The organism is Nocardia sp. NPDC058666 (genome assembly GCF_042714895.1).
In the GTDB taxonomy this organism is placed as follows: domain Bacteria; phylum Actinomycetota; class Actinomycetes; order Mycobacteriales; family Mycobacteriaceae; genus Nocardia.
Genome location: NZ_JBHXRY010000015.1, coordinates 61,864 through 81,924, shown reverse-complemented (window position 1 = coordinate 81,924; position 20,061 = coordinate 61,864). Strand labels below are relative to the sequence as shown.

16 protein-coding genes are annotated in these 20,061 nt (G+C 66.9%); 7 read left to right on the top strand and 9 right to left on the bottom strand.

The genetic code is table 11. The annotated features are described in order from the left end of the window. The first annotated feature begins 99 nt into the window (after positions 1-99). From ACFWVD_RS24975 to ACFWVD_RS24965, 3 genes are all read left to right on the top strand, one after another. Entirely contained in the window at positions 100-1,527 is a 1,428-nt protein-coding gene (locus ACFWVD_RS24975; RefSeq protein WP_379246702.1) for an RNA-guided endonuclease TnpB family protein, read from the top strand. A 219-nt stretch (positions 1,528-1,746) separates the two neighbouring features. Then, positions 1,747-3,063, top strand: coding sequence for a TerD family protein (locus tag ACFWVD_RS24970; RefSeq protein WP_379246700.1), 1,317 nt, complete (start codon positions 1,747-1,749; stop codon positions 3,061-3,063). 45 nt (positions 3,064-3,108) lie between these two features. Further along, a complete protein-coding gene (locus ACFWVD_RS24965) occupies positions 3,109-4,662 on the top strand; it encodes a TerD family protein (protein ID WP_379246698.1) in 1,554 nt (517 codons plus the stop codon). Positions 4,663-4,669: 7 nt separating this feature from the next. On the opposite strand, the gene ACFWVD_RS24960 is transcribed toward ACFWVD_RS24965, so the two are convergent. The 3 genes from ACFWVD_RS24960 to ACFWVD_RS24950 form a co-directional block, all read right to left on the bottom strand. Next, positions 4,670-6,295: a glycosyltransferase family 87 protein gene (locus ACFWVD_RS24960; protein WP_379246766.1), complete on the bottom strand. Its 1,626-nt coding sequence runs from the start codon at positions 6,293-6,295 to the stop codon at positions 4,670-4,672. 81 nt (positions 6,296-6,376) lie between these two features. Then, positions 6,377-8,542 carry a transglycosylase domain-containing protein gene (locus ACFWVD_RS24955; protein WP_379246764.1) on the bottom strand — a complete coding sequence of 722 codons (2,166 nt, stop codon included), beginning with the start codon at positions 8,540-8,542 and terminating at the stop codon, positions 6,377-6,379. 882 nt (positions 8,543-9,424) lie between these two features. Then, positions 9,425-9,847 carry a DUF5318 domain-containing protein gene (locus ACFWVD_RS24950; protein WP_379246696.1) on the bottom strand — a complete coding sequence of 141 codons (423 nt, stop codon included), beginning with the start codon at positions 9,845-9,847 and terminating at the stop codon, positions 9,425-9,427. Positions 9,848-10,034: 187 nt separating this feature from the next. On the opposite strand from ACFWVD_RS24950, the gene ACFWVD_RS24945 reads away from it, so the two are divergent. Further along, positions 10,035-10,592, top strand: coding sequence for a PadR family transcriptional regulator (locus tag ACFWVD_RS24945; RefSeq protein ID WP_379246694.1), 558 nt, complete (start codon positions 10,035-10,037; stop codon positions 10,590-10,592). Next, entirely contained in the window at positions 10,585-11,694 is a 1,110-nt protein-coding gene (locus ACFWVD_RS24940; RefSeq protein ID WP_379246692.1) for an inositol-3-phosphate synthase, read from the top strand. Before ACFWVD_RS24945 ends, ACFWVD_RS24940 begins: the two co-directional genes overlap by 8 nt. A gap of 58 nt (positions 11,695-11,752) precedes the next feature. Here the strand turns inward: ACFWVD_RS24940 and ACFWVD_RS24935 are convergent, their stop codons facing one another. The 6 genes from ACFWVD_RS24935 to ACFWVD_RS24910 all read right to left on the bottom strand — a co-directional run bounded on the left by ACFWVD_RS24935 (position 11,753) and on the right by ACFWVD_RS24910 (position 18,422). Further along, positions 11,753-12,184: a GyrI-like domain-containing protein gene (locus tag ACFWVD_RS24935; RefSeq protein ID WP_379246690.1), complete on the bottom strand. Its 432-nt coding sequence runs from the start codon at positions 12,182-12,184 to the stop codon at positions 11,753-11,755. Beyond that, positions 12,184-12,639: a GyrI-like domain-containing protein gene (locus ACFWVD_RS24930; protein WP_379246688.1), complete on the bottom strand. Its 456-nt coding sequence runs from the start codon at positions 12,637-12,639 to the stop codon at positions 12,184-12,186. Before ACFWVD_RS24930 ends, ACFWVD_RS24935 begins: the two co-directional genes overlap by 1 nt. Positions 12,640-12,809: 170 nt before the next feature. After that, positions 12,810-14,930: a transglycosylase domain-containing protein gene (locus tag ACFWVD_RS24925; protein ID WP_379246762.1), complete on the bottom strand. Its 2,121-nt coding sequence runs from the start codon at positions 14,928-14,930 to the stop codon at positions 12,810-12,812. 298 nt (positions 14,931-15,228) lie between these two features. Beyond that, a complete protein-coding gene (locus tag ACFWVD_RS24920) occupies positions 15,229-16,110 on the bottom strand; it encodes a carbohydrate ABC transporter permease (RefSeq protein WP_379246686.1) in 882 nt (293 codons plus the stop codon). A gap of 11 nt (positions 16,111-16,121) precedes the next feature. After that, a complete protein-coding gene (locus tag ACFWVD_RS24915; RefSeq protein ID WP_379246760.1) occupies positions 16,122-17,054 on the bottom strand; it encodes a carbohydrate ABC transporter permease in 933 nt (310 codons plus the stop codon). 90 nt (positions 17,055-17,144) lie between these two features. Further along, entirely contained in the window at positions 17,145-18,422 is a 1,278-nt protein-coding gene (locus tag ACFWVD_RS24910; RefSeq protein WP_379246684.1) for an ABC transporter substrate-binding protein, read from the bottom strand. A gap of 311 nt (positions 18,423-18,733) precedes the next feature. On the opposite strand from ACFWVD_RS24910, the gene ACFWVD_RS24905 reads away from it, so the two are divergent. Together ACFWVD_RS24905 and ACFWVD_RS24900 are read left to right on the top strand one after the other, a co-directional pair. After that, positions 18,734-19,534: a DUF2786 domain-containing protein gene (locus ACFWVD_RS24905; RefSeq protein ID WP_379246758.1), complete on the top strand. Its 801-nt coding sequence runs from the start codon at positions 18,734-18,736 to the stop codon at positions 19,532-19,534. Positions 19,535-19,543: 9 nt separating this feature from the next. Further along, entirely contained in the window at positions 19,544-20,059 is a 516-nt protein-coding gene (locus ACFWVD_RS24900) for a TIGR04338 family metallohydrolase (RefSeq protein WP_379246682.1), read from the top strand. Positions 20,060-20,061: the final 2 nt, after the last annotated feature.

Below are 20,061 nucleotides of genomic sequence, written 5' to 3'. Positions count from 1 at the left end.
TGCGACGCCACCCTAACAGCGCATCCGAGCACCAGGCTCAACCTAGTGGATGTGACCTAAGTCATTATCAACGCTGCTCGGCTATGACTAGTATGGCCAATGATGAGCCGCCACACCACATTCCGCTACTGCCTCGACCCCACAGTCGACCAGTCCGGCGTGCTCACCCGACATGCCGGGGCGGCTCGTTTCGCGTTCAACCAATGTCTCGGCATGGTGAAAATCGCACTAACGCAACGCAACAATCATCCCGACGTGCGGGTTCCGTGGACCCGGTTCGACCTGATCAACGCGTTCAACGCGTGGAAGAAGACCGAGGCCGCTGGCAGGCTGTTCACGGTCGATTCCGCCGGTACCGCCGAAATCGTAGTGACCGGGTTGGCTTGGCGTGGCCAGATTCATCAGCAGGTCTTCGAAGAAGCCGCCGTGGACTGCGCACGCGGGCTGGCCGCGTTTACTGACTTCCGCACCGGCAAACGCGCTGGTAAACGGGTCGGGTTTCCCCGGTTCAAGAAGAAGAACAAGGCTGTCCCGGCGTTCCGACTGCGCAACACGCATGCCAAGAACGGGCGGTCGGCAATCCGAGTCGGGGACAGTGTCCACGTACGGTCAGTGACCCTGCCCGGGCTAGGCACCATCGCAGTCCGCGACGACACCCGCAGGTTACGGCGAATGATCGCAGGAGGCCGCGCGAAAATCGTCCAGGCCACGGTCACCCTACGGGCGGGCCGGTGGTGGATCGGGCTGACAGTGCAAGCCGCCGACCTGCACCCCGCCCACCATCACCGTCCCAGTGAACGCGGTGAGGGTGGTTGGGTAGGTGTGGATCGCGGGTTGATCGCGTTCCTAGTCGCGGCCACCACCGACGGCACCGAAGTCGCTCGCGTCCAGGCCCCGAAACCCTTAGCTGCTGGACTGGTTCGGCAACGACGCCTTGCGAAGGCGGTTTCTCGCAAACAGCGAGGCTCGGCCCATCATCAACAGGCAGCGGCACGGTTGACCCGACACCATCACCGGGTCCGGAATATTCGTCGCCACTGTCTGCATCAGGCCGCAAACCAGTTGGTCAAAACCCACGACCGGCTCGTGATCGAGGACCTGAATGTAGCGGGCATGCTGGGCAATCCCCGTCTCGCGCGCGCGATCGCCGATGTGGGGTGGTCGGATTTCGCCCGCTTGCTCACTTACAAGCAGGCGTGGCGAGGCGGCGAAGTCGCGGTCGCTGACCGCTGGTTCCCGTCGAGTAAACGCTGCTCGGCGTGCGGAGCGATCACACCAGGGTTGTCGTTGGCGGATCGAGTGTTCGTGTGCAGATGCGGGCACCGGGCCGACCGGGACCTGAACGCGGCGGTCAACCTCGCCCACTGGCCCACCTTGAACAAAGACTTGTCACGATCCCCGGACCTCCCAGCAGGAGGCCGGGTTACCAATGCCCGCCGACAGGAAGGCGCTGACCGACATTCCAATGTTGGTGAAACCGTCCTGGTAGACGCAGGAACCGAGGTTTGCGTCACTGCTGTGGCGTGAGCTGAGGGACGTCCGAGAAGGGCGGCATCCGAAACCATCTGAGATTCCGGATGCGCTGTAACCGATCAGGCGAAACCGCGCCCGCGGCACCGAAACAATGTGCGCGCGACGTAGTCCGATCTGTGCTCCCGTCACAGAGCCCGGACGCACCGGCCCGCTTTCTCGTAGAGTGACAGGCGAGTCTCATCGACACCAACAACGACAAGCGAAGGGTCGAACTTGTCTGCAACACTCGCCAAGGGCCAGAACGGCCCGTTGGCCGTCAGTGACGTGGTGATCTCGCTCCAGGTCACCGCCCCGGCCGACCTTTCCGCGCTGCTCGTGACCGAGCAGGGCAAGGTCCGCACCGACGCTGATTTCGTCTTCTACAACCAGCCGAGCGGTCCGGGTGTCGATTTGCGCCCCGGGCCCGCGGGTCAGCCTGCGTCGCTTGCGGTGTCGTTGTCGGCGGTGCCTGCCGATATCGATCAGATCCGCGCGGTGATCACCCTCGACGACGCGACCAGCAATTTCGGCCGTTTCGCCCCGCCGACGGCGATCGTGTCCGACGCGTCGGGCAATCAGCTGTTCAGCTACACGATCGAGGGCCTGACCACCGAGTCGATCGTGATCGCGCTCGAGCTGTACCGCCGTCAGGGCAGCTGGAAGGTGCGTGCGGTCGGTCAGGGTTACGCGGGTGGTTTCGCCGCGCTGGTCACCGATCACGGTGTGCAGGTGGATGATTCGCCCGCCCAGGCCGCCGCCCCGCAGCAGGCTCCGCCGCCCCCGCCGCCGCCCGCGCCGAACTACCCGCCGCCCGCGCCCGCCTTCGGTGGCTACCCGCCGCCGCCACAGCCCGCCGGTGGGTACCCGCCACCGCCGCCCGGACCGGCCTATCCGGCCGCCCAGGGCGCGCCCGGCTACGCGCCGCCCGCGCCGCCGCAGCCCGCCGGTGAGATCAGCCTGAGCAAGGATCGCCCGGTCAGCCTGCAGAAGGGCCAGCGCGTCACGCTGCGCAAGGAGGGCGGCGCCGCGCTGACCTTCGTGAAGATGGGCCTGGGCTGGGACCCGGTGCGCACGCGCGGCATGTTCGGCAACCGCACCGTCGACATCGACCTGGACGCCTCGGTCTGCCTGTTCGCCGACCAGAACCTCGTCGACGTGGCCTACTACGGCCAGCTGTCGTCGAAGGACGGTTCCGTGCGCCACCAGGGTGACAACCTCACCGGCGAAGGCGACGGCGACGACGAGATGATCCTGGTCGACCTGACCCGGATCCCCGCGCACATCACCACGCTGCTGTTCATCGTCACCTCGTACAAGGGCCATTCCTTCGAACAGGTGCAGAACGCGTTCAGCCGCCTGATCGACGGCACCACCAACGCCGAACTGGCCCGCTACACCCTCGCGGGCGGTATGCCGTTCACCGCGATGGCGATGGCGAAGGTCTACCGGGTGGGCGGTGACTGGAAGATGCAGGCGCTGGGCGAGGGTTTCAACGCCAAGCATCCCGGCGAAGCGGTGCCGCAGCTGGGCCGGTTCCTCGGCGGCAACTGAACAAGGCACCACACTCCGAACGCGCGACAGAGCAGGGCAGACACCGTGATTCACCTGAAGGCCGGGCAGAACACTGCTCTGACCGCTGATTCCGTGCGCTTCACCGCGCAGACCACCGGCACCGTCGAACTGGCGGCGCTGGTGGTCGGCGAGGATCTGCGGGTTCGCGACGTGCACGATCACGTGTGCGCGTCGCGACCCGCGGCGCCGGGGGTGAGTTTCGCCGGCGCCGCGGTGGATCTGACGCTGTCGCAGGTGCGTTCGGACGCGCACGCTGTGCTGTTGTTCGTGACGGCGGGCAGAACACTTCCCGCCGTCACCGCATCACTGTTCGAAAACGGCAGGGCCACAGCAGAATTCGTGATCGCGCCGACCGCGGGTGAGAGCGCGCTGATCTGCCTCGAGGTGTACCGCCGCAACGGCGGCTGGAAGTTGCGCGCACTGGGCCAGGGCTACGCGGGCGGGGCGACACAGCTGCTGACCACGCACGGCGTCACCGCCCCCGAACCTGTTCCGGCACAGGCATGGCAGCCCGCACCACTGGCGCCGGCGAGCGCACCCACGGAGACGGTCGCGCGACCCGTTCCCGCATCGGGCGCACCACTGGAAGTCGACCACGGCCTGCAGCGCATGTGGATGATCTTCGAAGACGCCGCCCGCTCCGCCGCCGCGCTGGTCTCCGCGCGCGACTACGCGACCAAACGCCTGGATCAAGAACTGTCCGAAGCGGTGTCGAACCCGGCCACCCGCAACACCCCCGCCGCCGACGCGGCCCGCGCCGCCGCCCAGCGCCGCCACGACGAACTGGTAGCCGTGGCCGACGCCGACCACCGCCGCGACAGTGACCACCTAGGCCACGAGATCGCCGAAGCCGACGCCGTCATGCCCGCCGCGTTGGCTTCCTGGCTGGCCCCCGCCTGGACCGCCCGCGCCGCCCGCAGCGACGGCATCCGTCTCGGCGAGCTGCACGCCATGGACCGCGGCGGCCTTCGTGTGCCGTATTGCGTTCCGGTACCGCTGAATCGGCCACTGTGGGTCGACACCGAATCCTCCGCCGCGGCCTCGCGCGTGGTCGGCGCACTGGTTGCCCGCCTGGTCGCCGCCATCCCCGACAAGCCGACCAGGGTCGACCTGATCGACCTCACCGGCGGCCTACGCGCCATCGCCACCCCCTTGACCCCGCTGCTGGCGGGCCCGGTGATCACCGACCACGGCGACATCTCCGCCCGCCTGGGCGCACTGTCCCACGCCGCCGAACTGGCCGAAATCGCTTACAACAGTGGACAAGCCGTCCCACCGACCGAACACCGCATCCTGGTCGCCGCCGACTTCCCCCACGGCTACCAGGCCAGCGACGTGATCCGCCTAGGCCAACTGATGGTCCGCGGCGACCTGATCGGCCTGTCCCTACTCATCGTCGGCAGCGGCACCGGCGATTCCGGCGACGGCCCGGTAGACCTACTGGCCCAATCCTGCCGCCACCTACCCACCATGCCCGGCACCCCCCTGTTCGACCCCTGGACCGGCAACGCCTGGGAACTCGACCTGGACATGCTCCCCGCCGAACCCGAACTACAGGCCCGCTACCTGCGCATGTAAGGCGGCATCAGTCCGGCACGCACGCGGGCCGCGAACTGACCCTGGCCTCCTTCGGCCGCAGGAACTGCGGCAGCCACGGCAGCAGCGGATCGGGAGCGCGATCCAGAATGCCGCCGGCGGGGTCGTCGACGAAGTCGCGTCGCACCAGATCATCTTGCGGGCGCAGGATCTCGTAAACGATCAGCGCGCACAACCCCAGCACCGCCAGGTCGCGCAGCACAACGGTCCCGGTGAACCACTGCTCGGGCAGCCCCTTGTTGTCCTCGCCGAGGTAGTAGTACATCCGAGGCACCCACACCAGCGCGTCAATAGTCATCCACGCCAACAGAATTCGCCGATGCGGCAATGCGAGTACTGCCAGCGGCACCAACCATAGCGAGTACTGCGGACTCCACACCTTGTTGGTGAGCAGGAACGCCGCCACCACCAGGAAACAGAGCTGGGTCAGCCGGGGGCGACGCGGCGCCGTGAGCGCCAGATAGGCGATGCCCAGGCAGGCGGCGAGGAAGGCCAGCAACGACACCGCGTTGAGAATGGTCGGCGGTTCACCGTGTCCGATCGACCCGTCGAACCCGGCCCACCCGGTGAACGAGGTGATCACGTTGTAGATCGAATCGGGGTCCGCGTGCCGAGTGGTGTTGAGCCGGAAGAACTCTCGCCACCCTTCCGGGTACAGCGCGGCGATCGGCAGGTTCACCGCCGCCCACGTCCCCAACGCGGCGACCACGGCCAACGTAGCCGCACCTAAAGGCGTCCCACGTAACCAGGTCCGCGCAGCCTCGACACTGTCGATATCGCGCAACCGCAGCCCCGCGGGCGAAATCCGCAAGCACAGCACCACAATCGGACCCAGCAGCAACAGCGGATACAACTTCGCCGCCCCACCCAAGCCCAGCAGCACCCCCGCCAGCACCGGCTTACGCCGAGCCCACGCCAACAACCCGGTGGCCGCGAAAGCCGTTGCGAGAGCATCGAAGTTGGTGAACATGTGCACGATCACCAACGGCGACACCGCGACCAACGCCGCATCCCACACCCGCCGCCCGGCTAATCGCGAGGTTGCCCACACCGTGATCAACCACCCGACGCACAGACCCAGCGCCACCACATTGAAATACACCACCACCGACATCGCACCCGGCAACGGCAGGTGGTCCCACACATTGCCGATCTGCATCGCCACGTACTGGTACAGCCCCGAAAGTACCGGATACTCCATGTATCTGGTCTCGGTGCCGCCGTCGGGCGTGGATTCGGTCCAGGACTTCTTGTACGGGAACGCGCCCTCGTTGAGCCGTTCGGCGCCGTACAGCGGCACCGTGTCGGAGTAGCACATGGCCACGTATTGGCGGCCGTTGTTCCAGTCCAGTGTCAGCCCGCCGTTGCCGTCGTCGGTCTGTTGGATGCAGCCGGCCTTGGCGGTCCAGCCCAGCGCCAGGAAGATCACCGTGAACGCGAATAGCACCCGCAGCGGCGTCCAGAACCGCACCCGCCCGATCAGCGCGTGCTCGCCGACCGGGCCGCCGATCACGGTGGACAGCTGCGCGGTCAGCGAGTCGTTGCGGCTTGGCAGGTCGCGGGCGTCGATCGACCGCAGGTCCGGTGCCAGTGGGGCAGGCGCCACATACCCCACCCCACGGCCCGGCCTGATACTGCTGGTCGCCGGGGATTCCGTGAGTTGCTGATCGGTCACGACATCCGAGGCTACCGGTGGCTACCGGGATCGGGTCGGTGTGGTTCCCGCGCCGCTGCTCTCGTCGTCGTTGCCGGTGGCGCCACCGCCCGGTCTGGGGGTGCCGCCGTTGCCGTTGCCCGGTGTGCCCGGTCCCGCCGTCGGCTGGCCCGGCAGCGGCCCCGCACCGGTCTCGGGAGCCTGCTGCGACTGCGGCACGGCGGGCTGCTGGATGCCGGGCACCGGAATCCGGACGCCGGGCAGGATCTCCACTTCCGAAGGCACGATCACCGGCGGCACGAGCACCGGCGCGGTGGTCTCGGGCGCGGTGTACGGCGCCGACCACTCCGGCACACCGGCCTGGCCCTTGATCGGGGCGGGCTTGGGGAACGACTCGTTCGGCGTGCCCGACAGCGCGCCGTCCATCGCCGACTTCCAGATATCGGACGGCAGTCCGGAACCGTAGATGATGCTGCCGCCGTAGTTCTTGATCGCCTCGCCCTGCTCGGTACCGATCCACACCGCGGTCGACAGCGACGGGGTGTACCCGACCATCCAGGCGTCGCGGTTGTTGCCGGTGTCGCCGAGCTGGTGAGTGCCGGTCTTGGCCGCGGACTCCCGGCCGCCCGCGAGGTTGTGGTTGCGCGAGTAGGCCGCGATCGGCTTCATCGCCGCGGTGACGTTGTCGGCCACGGCCGCGCTGATGCGCTGTTCACCGGCGGGCTCGCCGCGGTCGAGCAGCACCTCACCCTTGGCCGTGACCACGCGCTGCACGAAATGCGGTGCGTGATAGACACCCGACGCCGCGAACGTGGCGTAGGCCGAGGCCATATCCAGCGGGCGCGACTGGTACTGGCCGAGCACGATGCCGTTGTTGGGGCCCACGCCGCCGGGCTCGGTCAGCGTGGGGCCGATGCCGGGCAGTTCCTTGGCGATGCCGAGCTTGTGGCCCATGTCGGCGATCTTCTGCGGACCGTTCTGCATGTCCAGCTGCATCCGGTAGAAGCTGGTGTTCAGCGAGCGCTTCATCGCCTCGGCGATGGTGCACATGCCGCAACCCTCGCCCTCGACATTGCCGATCTGAATGCCGTTGACGGTGATCGGCGAGCTGTCGTACAGCTGCGAAAGCGGAACGCCCTGTTCGAGATTGGCGGCCAGACCGATCGCCTTGAACGAAGAACCGGTCGGCAGACCGGCATTGGCGAAGTCGTAGCCCTGCCCGTCGGCGCCGCCGTAGTAGGCACGCACCGCACCGCTGCGCGGGTCGATGGACACCACCGCGGTGCGCAGGTTCTCGGGCTCACCCTCCAGCTTGCCCTGCGCGGCCTTGATCGCGGCGTCCTGCGCCTTCTTGTCGATGGTGGTGGTGATCTGCAGGCCCTCGGTGTTGAGCTGCTGCTCGCTGATGCCCGCTTCGGACAGCTCCTTGAGCACCTGGTTCTTCACCAGACCCTCCGGCCCGCTGTCACCGGCCTTCTCGCCCAGCGATTCCAGCGTGACCACCTGCGGGTACTGCATCGACGCGCGTTCGGTGGCGGGCAGGTTGTTCTCCGCGACCATGCCGTCGAGCACGTAGTTCCAGCGCGACCGCGCGCCGTCGGGGTTCTTCTCCGGGTCCAGCAGCGACGGCAGCTGAATCGTGGCGGCCAGCACCGCGCCCTCGGACACGGTCAGTTCCTGCACCGGCTTGCCGAAGTACGCCTTGGCGGCGGCGTCGATGCCGTACGCGCCACGACCGAAGTAGATGGTGTTGAGGTAGGCGGCGAGGATGTCTTCTTTGCTCCACTGCCGCGCCATCTTCGCCGAGATCACCAGCTCGTGCATCTTGCGGGTCATCGACCGTTCGTCGCCGACCAGCGCGTTCTTCACGTACTGCTGGGTGATCGTGGAACCACCACCGGCGCTTTCCTTGCCGAGGATGTTGTCGCGCGCGGCCCGGGCGAAGCCCGACACCGAGAAGCCGGGGTTGGTGTAGAAGTCGCGGTCCTCGGCGGCGATCACCGCGTTGCGCACGTGCGGCGGGATCTGATCGATCGACACCTCGGTGCGGTTGCCTTGCGGCGGAACGACTTTGCTGATCTCGGTGGTGCCGTCGGCGGCGAAGATCGTCGCGACCTGGTTGGTCTGCAGATCACCGGGCTTGGGCACCGACACCGCGGTGTAGGCGACCAGGAACACGGCGCTGGGCACCACGATGGCCAGTGCCATCAGGACGTAGACGGTCCGGCGAACAAGTCGCCACGGCGATTTCTTCACCGCACCATCACTACCGGAGCCATCGTCGCCCCCGCCACCGTCGCGACGGTTACGTGGGCCACTCGGCGGGGGCCCGCCGGGGCGACCCGGACCGGTGCCACGACGTTCGCCCGCGAGCGGACCACCCGCAGCGGACGCGCGACGTTCGCCGGTGGTCGGACCACCCGCGGTCGCGCGACGTTCACCGGAGACAGGACCGCCGGGACGACGAGCCGCACCGGCACGCGCGGCAGCAGCCGCACCACCTGCGCGCACGGTTCGATCACCCGAGCGCACGGTCGGCTCCTCGGGGCTACCGGGACGCGGAAGTTTCTGAGTGGCATCGGCAGCGGGCGGCGGCACCGGACGACCCGGCTGACCGGGCCTGCCCTGCGGCGGCCTGCCCTGCACGGGCCCACCCTGCGGCGCACCCGGACGCTGTGGCGGCGGACCAGGTCGACGCGGCGGCACCCCACCCGGCGGCGGGGCCTGCCCACGCCCGGGCGGCGGCCCCTGCGGACCACGCCCACCGGGCACCGGACCACCCTGCGGCCGACCACCCTGCACGGGCCCGCCCTGCGGACCGCCATTGCCCGGCAGCCGCGGCGGCGGACCACCGCGTCGATCACCCGACTGTGGGGGGAGACCCGGCTGTGCGCCGCGTGCCGGACGGCCGCCGCGCGGATCATCGCCGTGGGGGGAGGATTCGTAGGGCGAACTCACTGACCAGATCTCCATAACTTGTAAGGTTCAACGCCGCACATGACATCCGCGCCGGAGAACCGGCGCGGATGAGGTGCACCCCGAACAGTGGCGCAGCACGCGGTGGCCACCATCACTTGTGCGAGCACTTCTTCACTCGGCAGCAGAGCGCCGGACTCGTGAACTGGTTCGTCGCGAAGCCGGTGCCGGCGCTGTGCCGAGTACGTAGGACTGCACCAGATGGTTCCAGCTGCACGAACGACAGACCTCGACCACGTGCACCGAGAACTCTTCGTTCGACTCTGCCATCCGCGTCAATTCCTCGGGTGTGCGCGCCGACCCGGCCGCTTGGCCCAGCCCGTCGCCGAACACCCAGGAAACCAACGTCAGCTGCTCTTTTCGACAGATCGGGCAGGTCACCTCACTGCCCCGGCCGTGAAATTTCGCGGCCTTGAGCAGATAGGGATTGGCGTCGCACACTTCCGCGACACCGACCCGCCCCGCGGAGACATCGGCCAGCAGTGACCTGCGCCGGAGCGCATAGTCCACCACCTGCCGCTGAATTCGCACGATCACCAGAGTAGCGGGGATTGATTTCCGTTGCCGGTGCCTTGGTCGCCGTCAGTGATCTGCGCCATCCTCGCGCCGCTTGTTGTGTGATCTGCCTATCCACAGATGTATCGCTCCGATATAGTGGGAACTCGCATCCACGGTTAGGTCCGTTCGGCCTGTCAGGTCGTCATAGTCAGGGAGTGAGGTCGGCATGCTCGAATTGGCGATTCTCGGCCTGCTCCTCGACGCGCCCATGCACGGTTACGAGCTGCGCAAGCGGTTGACGGGCCTGCTCGGAGCGTTCCGGGCCTTCTCCTACGGTTCGCTCTACCCGACGCTGCGCAGGATGCAGTCCGACGGGTTGATCGCCGAGGAGCTTCCGGACGGCGCGCTCGCGCGTCGTGCGCGCCGCGTCTACCGGCTCACACCGGTCGGCCGGGAACGGTTCTCCGAACTCCTTGCCGACACCGGTCCGCAGAACTACACCGATGACGGCTTCGGCGTTCACCTGGCCTTCTTCAGTCGCACTCCCGCCGAGGCGAGAATGCGGATTCTGGAAGGCAGGCGGCGTCAGGTCGAGGAGCGCCGAGAGGGCCTGCGGGAAGCGATCAAGAAGGCCAGCGGGTCTCTGGATCGCTACACCAAGCAGCTCCACCAGCTCGGATTGGAATCAAGCGAGCGCGAAGTGCGCTGGCTCAACGAGTTGATTGCGGCGGAGCAATCAACGAAGGCGGCACCACAGAAAGAGGGAAGCAGCGGCCATGAGTGATGACAACAAGGTTGGATCCGGCGAAGTCCGCGTAGCGATCGTCGGTGTGGGCAACTGCGCATCGTCGCTCGTGCAGGGCGTGCAGTACTACCAGGACGCCGACGAGAACGCGGTCGTCCCCGGCCTCATGCACGTGAAGTTCGGTACCTACCACGTGCGTGACGTGAAGTTCGTGGCCGCGTTCGATGTCGACGCGAAGAAGGTCGGCTTCGACCTGGCCGAGGCCATCTTCGCCAGCGAGAACAACACCATCAAGATCTCCGATGTGCCGCCCACCGGCGTGACGGTCCTGCGTGGCCCGACCCTGGACGGCATCGGCAAGTACTACGCGATGACCATCGAGCAGTCCGAAGCTCCGGCCGTGGACGTGGTCAAGGCGCTCAAGGATGCCAAGGTCGACGTGCTGGTCTCCTACCTGCCCGTGGGTTCGGAAGAGGCCGACAAGTTCTACGCGCAGTGCGCGATCGACGCCGATGTCGCGTTCGTCAACGCGCTGCCGGTGTTCATCGCGTCGGACCCGGTCTGGGCGAAGAAGTTCACCGACGCCGGTGTCCCGATCGTCGGCGACGACATCAAGTCCCAGGTCGGCGCGACCATCACCCACCGCGTGATGGCCAAACTGTTCGAAGACCGCGGCGTGGTGCTTGACCGCACCTACCAGCTCAATGTCGGCGGCAACATGGACTTCAAGAACATGCTCGAGCGCGATCGCCTCGAGTCCAAGAAGGTCTCCAAGACCCAGGCCGTCACCTCGAACCTCACCGGTTCGCTGGCCGGCAAGGTCCACGACCGCAACGTCCACATCGGTCCCTCGGACTACGTGGAGTGGCTCGACGACCGCAAGTGGGCCTACGTCCGCCTCGAGGGTCGCGCCTTCGGTGACGCCCCGATCAGCCTGGAGTACAAGCTCGAGGTGTGGGATTCGCCGAACTCGGCCGGCATCATCATCGACGCGGTGCGCGCGGCGAAGATCGCCAAGGACCGTGGCATCGGCGGACCGGTCATCCCGGCCTCGGCCTACCTGATGAAGTCCCCGCCCGAGCAGATCGCCGACGATGTCGCGCGCACGCAGCTCGAGGCGTTCATCATCGGTGCCGATTAATCACTGAACGAAAAGAGCCGGTGCGCACGAACTTTCGTGCCCACCGGCTCTTTTTGTCTCAGTCGAGAGAGACGTAGACCTCGACCGAGGTGGGGCCGGTGTAGCGCTCCAGTTCGGCGGTGTGGGAGCGGGTGATGGTGCCCGCGTTCTCGGCTTTGATCACCTGGGCCCATGCGGTGCGCAGCAGGTCGTACGGCTTGTCGGAGACTACGAATTTGGCGTAGCGGCCAGCGGGGATGCGGGTGAGGACATCGCCCTCGTCGACATCTTCCAGGCCGGTGACCTCGTAGCCCAGCACCGCCACGGCGTGATCGTTCTGGCCGATGTAGGCGGCCGAGCGCGGCACCGATTTCTCGCGGGACAGGTAGCGGTCCCAGGTGAAGTTCACCAGGTCCAGGTCGCGTGCGGTCACTTCGCGGCCGGTCAGGGGCACGGTCAGGCCCGCGATCAGGCCGTCTTCGAGGGTGACGATATCGAAATCCACGGCCATCAGGCGTCCTTCTCCTCGGTCAGCGACACGAAGATCTCGACGGTGCGCTCGTCGGGATACTGCTCGCAGTCGCCGGTATAGGCGCGCACGAATTCACCGGAGGCTTCGGCGTCCCAGATCCGGCGCCACAGCCCCACGATGGTGTCGCCGCGGTCATCGCCGCTGGCCACGAACCGCGCGTACCGTCCCGCCGGTATCCGACCCAGCACGTCGCCGGGCTGCAGGTCGGCCAGCGTTTTGCACTCGTAGCCGACGATGTGGGTGAGGTAGGAGTTGATCTCCGGCGCGAAATCGACATAACCCGTCGCGACCGGCCCCGGTAACGTCCGCGCCCGCAGGTGTTGCCACGCCTCGACCACCTTGGCCCGGCGCGGCCCCTCCACCGCGAGCGCGGGACTGCGGAGCACCGTGCCCGCGATCAGCGTCTCGGGACGGTCAACGACATTGAAATCCACCTGCGTAGCCCCTATGTCTAGTCTCGTCGCTCGGTCCGACCGCACATCTTCCCGCATCGGTGCGACCGGTTCGGCGCCGGGATCGGTGGATCCCCTGCCGGGTCCGTGCTCTGGGCAACGATGTTGCCATGTCCGCAGGGTAGTCGGGCCACGCTGCGCCAACTCGTGATCTATCGCGGCCCTTCACCGCCCAGGCCCGGGAACAATTCGCCGGGTACGGCCGGGGTCGGCGCGGGCGGGATGATGATCAGCGGCGGCGGGTTGCGCGGCGAGTTGGTCGGCGGATTGAGAATGTCGAACCCGCCCGGTGGCCGCCTGGTGCCCGGCGACGGGATCAGCGGCGGGGGAGTGGGCAGCGGCGGCACGTCGAACTGTTCGACCGGACTGCCCATCAGCGCGCTGTCCATCGTCTGCTTCCAGATGTCGGCGGGCAGCCCCGACCCCCAGATGGGCCCACCGCGTCCGGTGCGCAACGGCTGCGGGTGTTCGGTGCCCACCCACACCGCGGTCGACAGCGACGGCGTGAACCCGACCATCCACGCGTCCTTGTTGTCCTTGCTCTCCCCGAGCTGCGTGGTGCCCGACTTGGCCGCCGACGGTCTGCCGTCGGCCAACCCGTGCCCGTTGGAGTAGTCGGCGATCGGCAGCATCGCCGACGTGGTGGCATCGGCGATCGCGGCGGTGATGCGCCGCTCGGGTTCCGAAAGTGGCCTGCCCACACTGGTTTCGGCGCCGCGATCGATCAGCACCCGCCCGTCGCCGGTCATCACCTTCTGCACGAAGTACGGCTGGTGGTAGATCCCCGAGGCCGCCAGCGTCGCATAGGCCGAGGCCATGTCGATGGGCCGCACCAGATACTGCCCGAGCACGATCCCGTTGAGCGGGTACCCGTCGGGCTCGGTCAGGCTCATGCCCTCCACACCCGGAATGTATTCGGGGATGCCGGCCAGGTGCGCGGCCTCGGCGATCGACCGCGGCCCGTCGGCCATGGTCATGGTCAGCCGGTAGAAGCTGGTGTTCAGTGAGCGTTTGAGTGCTTCGGCCAGCGAACAGCGCCCACAGGATTCGCCTTCGACGTTGGTGATGGTGGTGCCGCGGTCGGTGATCGGCGAACTGTCCATCGCCCGCGTGACCGGAATGCCCTGCCGTTGCGCGGCGACCAACGCGAAAACCTTGAACGCGGAACCTGTTTGGAGTGGCGCCTGCGCGAAATCGAAGCCGGTCCCGTCCTCGCCGCCGTAGTAGGCGCGCACCGCCCCGTTGCGCGGATCGATCGACACCACCGCCGACCGCAGTTGGGGTGGCTGCCACGAAAGTCGTTCGCGCACAGAGTTGACCGCGCCATTCTGCGCGGCGGCGTCGATAGTTGTGACGATTTGCAGTGCGCCAGTGTTGATGTCGGCATCGTCCAGACCCGCCGCACGTAACTCACGCAGCACCTGGGTGCGAATGTGCCCCTCCGGCCCGAGCGCGACCGCTTCCTCGACCACCTCGTCGAGCGGGATGATCGGCGGAAATACCGTCGCGTCACGGTCGCCCGGCGCGAGCACGTTCATCTCGACCATCCCGTCGATCACGTACTGCCAGCGCGCCCGCAGCTGATCGAAATGGTTCTCCGGATCCAGCACCGAGGGCGAGCGGATCACCGCCGCCAACACCGCGCCTTCGGCCAGCGTCAGTTCCGGCACCGGCTTGCCGAAATAGGCCTTGGCCGCGGACGCGATCCCGTAGGCCCCGCGCCCGAAGTAGATGGTGTTCAGGTACGCGGACAGGATCTCGTCCTTGCTCCACTGCCGCGCCATCTTCGCCGCGATGATCAGCTCGCGCATCTTCCTGGTGACGGTGCGTTCGGAGCTGAGGAAGGCGTTCTTCACGTACTGCTGGGTGATCGTGGACCCGCCGCCGGCGTTGTCCTGGCCGGTCAGGTTGTCGCGGGCGGCGCGCAGGAAGCCGCTGGTGGAGTAGCCGGCGTTGGTATAAAAGGTGCGGTCCTCGGCGGCCAGCACGGCGTCGCGCACCGGGTACGGCACATCGGTGAGCGGGATCGGGATCCGATTGCCTTGCGGCGGAATGAATTTCGTCAGGACGGTGGTGCCGTCGGACGCCAGCACGGTGGCGGGCTGTTCGACCGCGACCTCCGCCGGTTCGGGGATCTCCGAACTCCAGTACACCGCCACGAACAACAGCGCGGGCACACACACGAACAGCACGAACAACGCCAGGAGCAACCGCCGAATACGACGACCTCTGGTGCTGGGTTCGCGTTGCGGGGAATCTTCGGCGAAGCCCATTTTCTCGGCCTGCGCCCTGCGCGCCGCACCCTTGTCGCGCGGCGGCGGGGGATCGTCGGTGGCGGCCAGTTTCGCGGCCTGCGCGCGTCGCGCCGCACCTTTGACCGGCTGCTGCGAGTTGGCCAGCGGATCGCGGAACCCGGCTATCGACGAATACGGCGCGTCCGGTTCGGAACGCCCGCGTCCGCGCTGCGAGGCCACACGATCTCCTTTCGGAGCGAGCAGAGGAACTCACCTGCACCGACGTCGATATCGGTGCAGGTGACTCTACCCGTGGGCGGTGACAGAACCCGGTAGGTCAGCTCTTGACGCCACCAGCGGTGAGACCGGAGATGATGCGACGCTGGAAGATCAGCACCATGATCACCAGCGGCACGGTGACGATCACGCCCGCCGCCATGATCGCCGCGTACGGCTGCACCAGCGGATCGTTGCCCGAGAAGCTGGCGATGGCCACGGTCACCGGTTTGGTGTCGTTGCCCGACAGCAGCCGGGCCAGCAGGTACTCGTTGATCGAGGCGATGAAGGCCAGGATCGCGGTGGTGAACACCGCGGGCGCGGCCAGCGGCAGCATGATCAACCGGAACGCCTGGAACTTGCTCGCACCGTCGATGCGCGCGGCTTCTTCGAGCTCCCACGGCAATTCGGCGAAGAACGACGCCAGGATGTACACCGTCATCGGCAGCACGAAGGAGATGTTCGGGATGATCATCGCCTGGTACTGGCCGATCCAGCCCAGATCGGTGAACAGCTGGAACAGCGGCGTCACCAGCACCACGGCCGGGAACATCGACGCCGACAGGATCAGCCCCGACACCAGGTACTTGCCCGCGAAGGTCATGCGCGCCAACGCGTAGGCCGCGAGCACGCCCAGCAGCAGCGCGACCGCGGTGGTCGCCGAACCGATGATCACACTGTTGAGCAGCGCCCTGCCGAAGTTGTTGCCGCGGCTGGTGTCGAAGGCGTTGCGGAAGTTCTCCAGCGTCACGTGGGTGGGCCACGGGGTGCTGTCGAAGGTGTGCGCCGGGTCGCGGAAGGCGACAACGGCCATCCAGTAGAACGGGCCGAGGCCCCAGATCAGCACGATCGCGACACCGAGGTACAGCCGCACCGTGCCGATTCGCTTGCGCCACGAAACCGGCTGCACCGGAAGCGGATTCGACGCGGGTTCTTTGGTCATCGACATGCTCATCAGTTCGCCTTCCGCTGTTCTTCCTGCGTGCGAACAGCATTGGCGCCGAGCACTTTCACCAACACGAACGCGATACCGAAGATGAGCAAGAAGGTGATCACCGACAGTGCCGCAGCACTATTGGGACCTTGACGCACCTGCTCGACCACCAGGATCGACAGCGTGTTGGTCGACGGGTTGCCCAGCGTCATGATCGCGGGCAGGTCGTACATGCGCAGCGCGTCCATGGTGCGGAACAGCACCGCCACCAGCAGCGCGGGCTTGAGCAGCGGCAGCGTGATGTGCACGAACCGCTGCCACGCCGACGCACCGTCGACCCTGGCCGCCTCGTACACATCGTTCGGAATCACTTGCAGCCCAGCAAGAATCAGCAGCGCCATGAACGGCGTGGTCTTCCACACGTCGGCCACGACCACCGCGAACCGCGACGCCCACACATCCGAGGTCCACAGAATGTGCGTGCCCAGCAGCCGGTTCACGACACCGTCGTACTGGAACATGAACTCCCACAACCGCGCTGTGACAGCGGTCGGAATCGCCCACGGAATCAGCACCGCCGCGCGCAACAGCGCCCGACCGCGGAAGGTCTTGCCCATCACCATGGCCATGCCGAGACCGAGGGTCGCCTCGATCGTCACGGTCACCACGGTGAAGAACAGGGTGACCCCGACCGCGGACCAGAACTGCGAACCCAGCGTGCCGGTCGGGCACGACACCTCACCGCTCAGCGTCGCGCACCGCTGCAACAGCCAGTGCGTGTAGTTGCTGAATCCGGCGCCGCCGCCCTCGACGAACATCCCGGTGGCCGCGTCGATCCCGGAGTCCTTCTGCGTGGACATCCAGACCGCCTCGACCACCGGATATCCGATGACCACGGCCAGTGCGACGAGCACAGGCGCGACGAACAGCCACGCCTTGCCCGATTGTCGCAGTTGCAGCGCTAGCCCGCGCTGCTTGGGTCCCGAAGGATCCGACACCGTTTCTACTCTCCTACGGTCTGGTCGGGTCCGCTGCGCGTGCTGCTACGAACCGGCGGTCTCGATGCCCTTTTGCATGCCGGCGACCGCGTCGTCGACAGACTTGGCGCCGGTCAGTGCAGCATAGGCGTTGTCCTGAATGGCCTTGGACACTGCCGGATAGAACGGGGTGACCGGACGCGGCACGGCGCCTGCGATGGATTCCTTCAGCGCGGGCAGGTACGGCATCTTCGCGATCAGGGCCGGGTCGTCGTACAGCGAGGCGCGCACCGGGGGCAGCGCACCCGAGGCGATGATCTGCTGCGCCTCTTCGCTGACCAGGTAGCGGGTGAAGTCCGCGGCGGTGGCCTTGTTCTTGGAGAACGCGCTGATCGCGGCGTTGTAGCCACCCAGCGTCGAGGCGCCCACGCCGGTGTTGCCCGGCAGCGGGGCGACACCGAACTTGTCCTTCACCGAGGAACCGTCGGCATTGGCCTGGGCGTACAGGTACGGCCAGTTGCGCAGGAACAGCAGCTTGCCCGACTCGAACGCGCTGGCGCTCTCACCCTCCTTGAAGGTGATGGCTTCCTTGGGGATATCGCCGTTCTTGTACGCGTCGACCAGAACCTTCAGGCCGGCCTTGGACTCCGGGCTGTTCACGGTCGGGGTTTTGCCGTCGGCGCCCACGAAGCTGCCGCCGAACGCGTTGATGACCTCCGAGGTGTTCACGGTCAGGCCCTCGTACGGGGCGAGCTGACCGGCGTAGCAGCCGATGTTGTTCTCACGCGCCACCTGGCACTGACCGAGCATCTCGGTCCAGGTCTTCGGCGGGTTGGGCAGCAGGTCCTTGCGGTAGTACAGCAGGCCGCCGTTGGTGTTCTTCGGTGCCGCGTACAGCTTGCCGTTGTAGGTGGCGCTGGCCACGGTCGGCGCGAGCAGCGGCGCGGTGTCGATCGCGAAGTTGCCCTCGAGCGGCTGCACCCAGCCCTTCGCGGCGAACTCGGCGGTCCACGGCACATCGAGCGCGACCACGTCGTAGCCGTCCTGCTTGGCACGGAAGTGCTCGGCCAGGTCGTCGTGCTGCTGGGTACCGTCCGCGGACTGCTCCTTGAACGTCACCTGCTCGTTCGGGTGCGCGGCGTTCCACCGGTCGATGAGCTGCTTGACCACACCGGTTTCGGTGGTGTCCTTACCCTCGACGTAGGTGATGGGGCCGCGGCCCGACAGGTTCTGATCCAGTGGGTTGCCAGCGTCGTCACTGGAGCACCCACTGGCGAACGTGGCGGTGAGCAACGCGATCGAGGCAGCAGCCATCGTCGCGCGGGGGACAAACTTCAAGGCCATCGCGGACACTCCAGGGTCAAGACGTGAGCAGCAGCACACCTTGTGCGGTGCAAAGGGCAACATACAGCATTGTTGGCGGGCCGGGGCCCGCGTGTTCTCGGCCCTGAGGCCGCAGCATTTTCTGCGGGCCGGGGCCCGCGTGTTCTCGGCCCTGAGGCCTCGATCTTCCCTCCCGGCGGGCACTCCTTCGTCGCACCCTCTGGTCAGTCCAGATCGAGGCGGCCGAGAACGGGCAAAGACTTACATAGTTTTCGTGTCGGTGGGGTGGCTTAGGGTCTTTGGTTGTGACAAGTCCCGCGACCCCTGATCGGATGCTCACCCGCATCGGTGGTTTGCTGCGCAAGGCCGAGTCGACCGACAACGCCCACGAGGCCGAGGCCTTTCTCGCCGCCGCCCAGCGACTGGCGACCAAATCCTCGATCGACCTCGCGGTGGCCCGCTCCCATGTCGCCTCGCGCGAGCGCAGGTCGGTGCCGGTGCAGCGGATCATCCCGATCGGCGAACCCGGCCGAAAAGGCCTGCGCACGTATGTGCAGCTGTTCGTGGCGATCGCTACCGCCAACGATGTTCGCTGCGATGTCGCCCGCACATCCGCGCAGGTTTACGCCTACGGGTTCGCCGCCGATATCGATGCTTGCGAAGCGCTGTACGCCAGCTTGCTCATCCAGATGGTTCGGGCCTCTGACGCCTACATCAAATCCGGTGCCTACCGTGCGGCGACGGTGGTGAAGGTGGTTGCCGAGAAGCGGTTGGGGCGCACTGTTCGTCGTCGGGTGGAGGTGCCGGTGGCGGGGGTGACGGCTCGCTTGAACTTCCAGATGGCGTTCGCGGCTCGGATCGGGGCTCGGTTGGCGCAGGTGAAAGCCGAGGTGGTTGCCGAGGAATCCGCTGTCGAGTCGACCGGGACTTCGTTGGCTTTGCGCGACAAGGAGGTGGCGTTGACCGACTTCTACAAGTCGACCTCCGAGGCCCGGGGAACGTGGCGGGGGCCGCAGACGTCTACGGGGCACTCGGCCGCGGCTCGGCGTGCGGGGGATCGGGCCGGGCGGTCTGCGCGCTTGGGTACGTCGGCCGAACTGCCTGCTGCGCGCGGAAAGCTCACTGGGGGATGATCATCGGCGATGTCTGATCCGGTCGTTCGGCGCGACAGTCAGCGGGGCAGGGTTTATGACGGTGAGCAGTTGGTGCGTGGGGTGTTCGATCGGGCTGACGAGTTCGGGCATCGGACGGTGGAGGTGTTCGGGTCGCGGTTGACGTTGCCGGTGGAGCGGCGGTTCGCGTCTGTGGAGTCGGTGCAGGTTTATGTGGATAAGGTTTTGGCGCTGAATTGGGTTCGGGCGCAATGGGAACGGGCCGGGGTTTCGGTTCGGGTTCGGGCCCGTGGGGGTGCATCCGCCGCTCACTATGAGCCTGCGAATGGGGTGTTGGCTGTTCCGTTGCATACGGGGTCTTGGGCGCTTCGTGAGCTGGTTGTTCTGCATGAGCTCGCCCACCATTTTTCGGCCGATCCCTCGGAAGCCGCGCACGGGCCTGAATTCTGTTCGCGTTATGTGGAATTGGTAGAGGGCGTGGTGGGGGCGGAGGCTGGGTTGTTGATTCGGGCGACGTTCGGTGGGTGTGGGGTTCGGTTCGGGTAGGG

Excerpts from the sequence above, each read along its gene's own strand:
- ACFWVD_RS24975 (WP_379246702.1), top strand. The coding sequence starts at position 100 with ATGATGAGCCGCCACACCACATTCCGCTACTGCCTCGACCCCACAGTC.
- ACFWVD_RS24955 (WP_379246764.1), bottom strand. The coding sequence starts at position 8,542 with ATGGCACTGGCCATCGTGGTGCCCAGCGCCGTGTTCCTGGTCGCCTAC.
- ACFWVD_RS24945 (WP_379246694.1), top strand. The coding sequence starts at position 10,035 with ATGCTCGAATTGGCGATTCTCGGCCTGCTCCTCGACGCGCCCATGCAC.
- ACFWVD_RS24940 (WP_379246692.1), top strand. The coding sequence starts at position 10,585 with ATGAGTGATGACAACAAGGTTGGATCCGGCGAAGTCCGCGTAGCGATC.
- ACFWVD_RS24935 (WP_379246690.1), bottom strand. The coding sequence starts at position 12,184 with ATGGCCGTGGATTTCGATATCGTCACCCTCGAAGACGGCCTGATCGCG.
- ACFWVD_RS24925 (WP_379246762.1), bottom strand. The coding sequence starts at position 14,930 with ATGGGCTTCGCCGAAGATTCCCCGCAACGCGAACCCAGCACCAGAGGT.
- ACFWVD_RS24920 (WP_379246686.1), bottom strand. The coding sequence starts at position 16,110 with ATGACCAAAGAACCCGCGTCGAATCCGCTTCCGGTGCAGCCGGTTTCG.
- ACFWVD_RS24910 (WP_379246684.1), bottom strand. The coding sequence starts at position 18,422 with ATGGCCTTGAAGTTTGTCCCCCGCGCGACGATGGCTGCTGCCTCGATC.
- ACFWVD_RS24905 (WP_379246758.1), top strand. The coding sequence starts at position 18,734 with ATGCTCACCCGCATCGGTGGTTTGCTGCGCAAGGCCGAGTCGACCGAC.
- ACFWVD_RS24900 (WP_379246682.1), top strand. The coding sequence starts at position 19,544 with ATGTCTGATCCGGTCGTTCGGCGCGACAGTCAGCGGGGCAGGGTTTAT.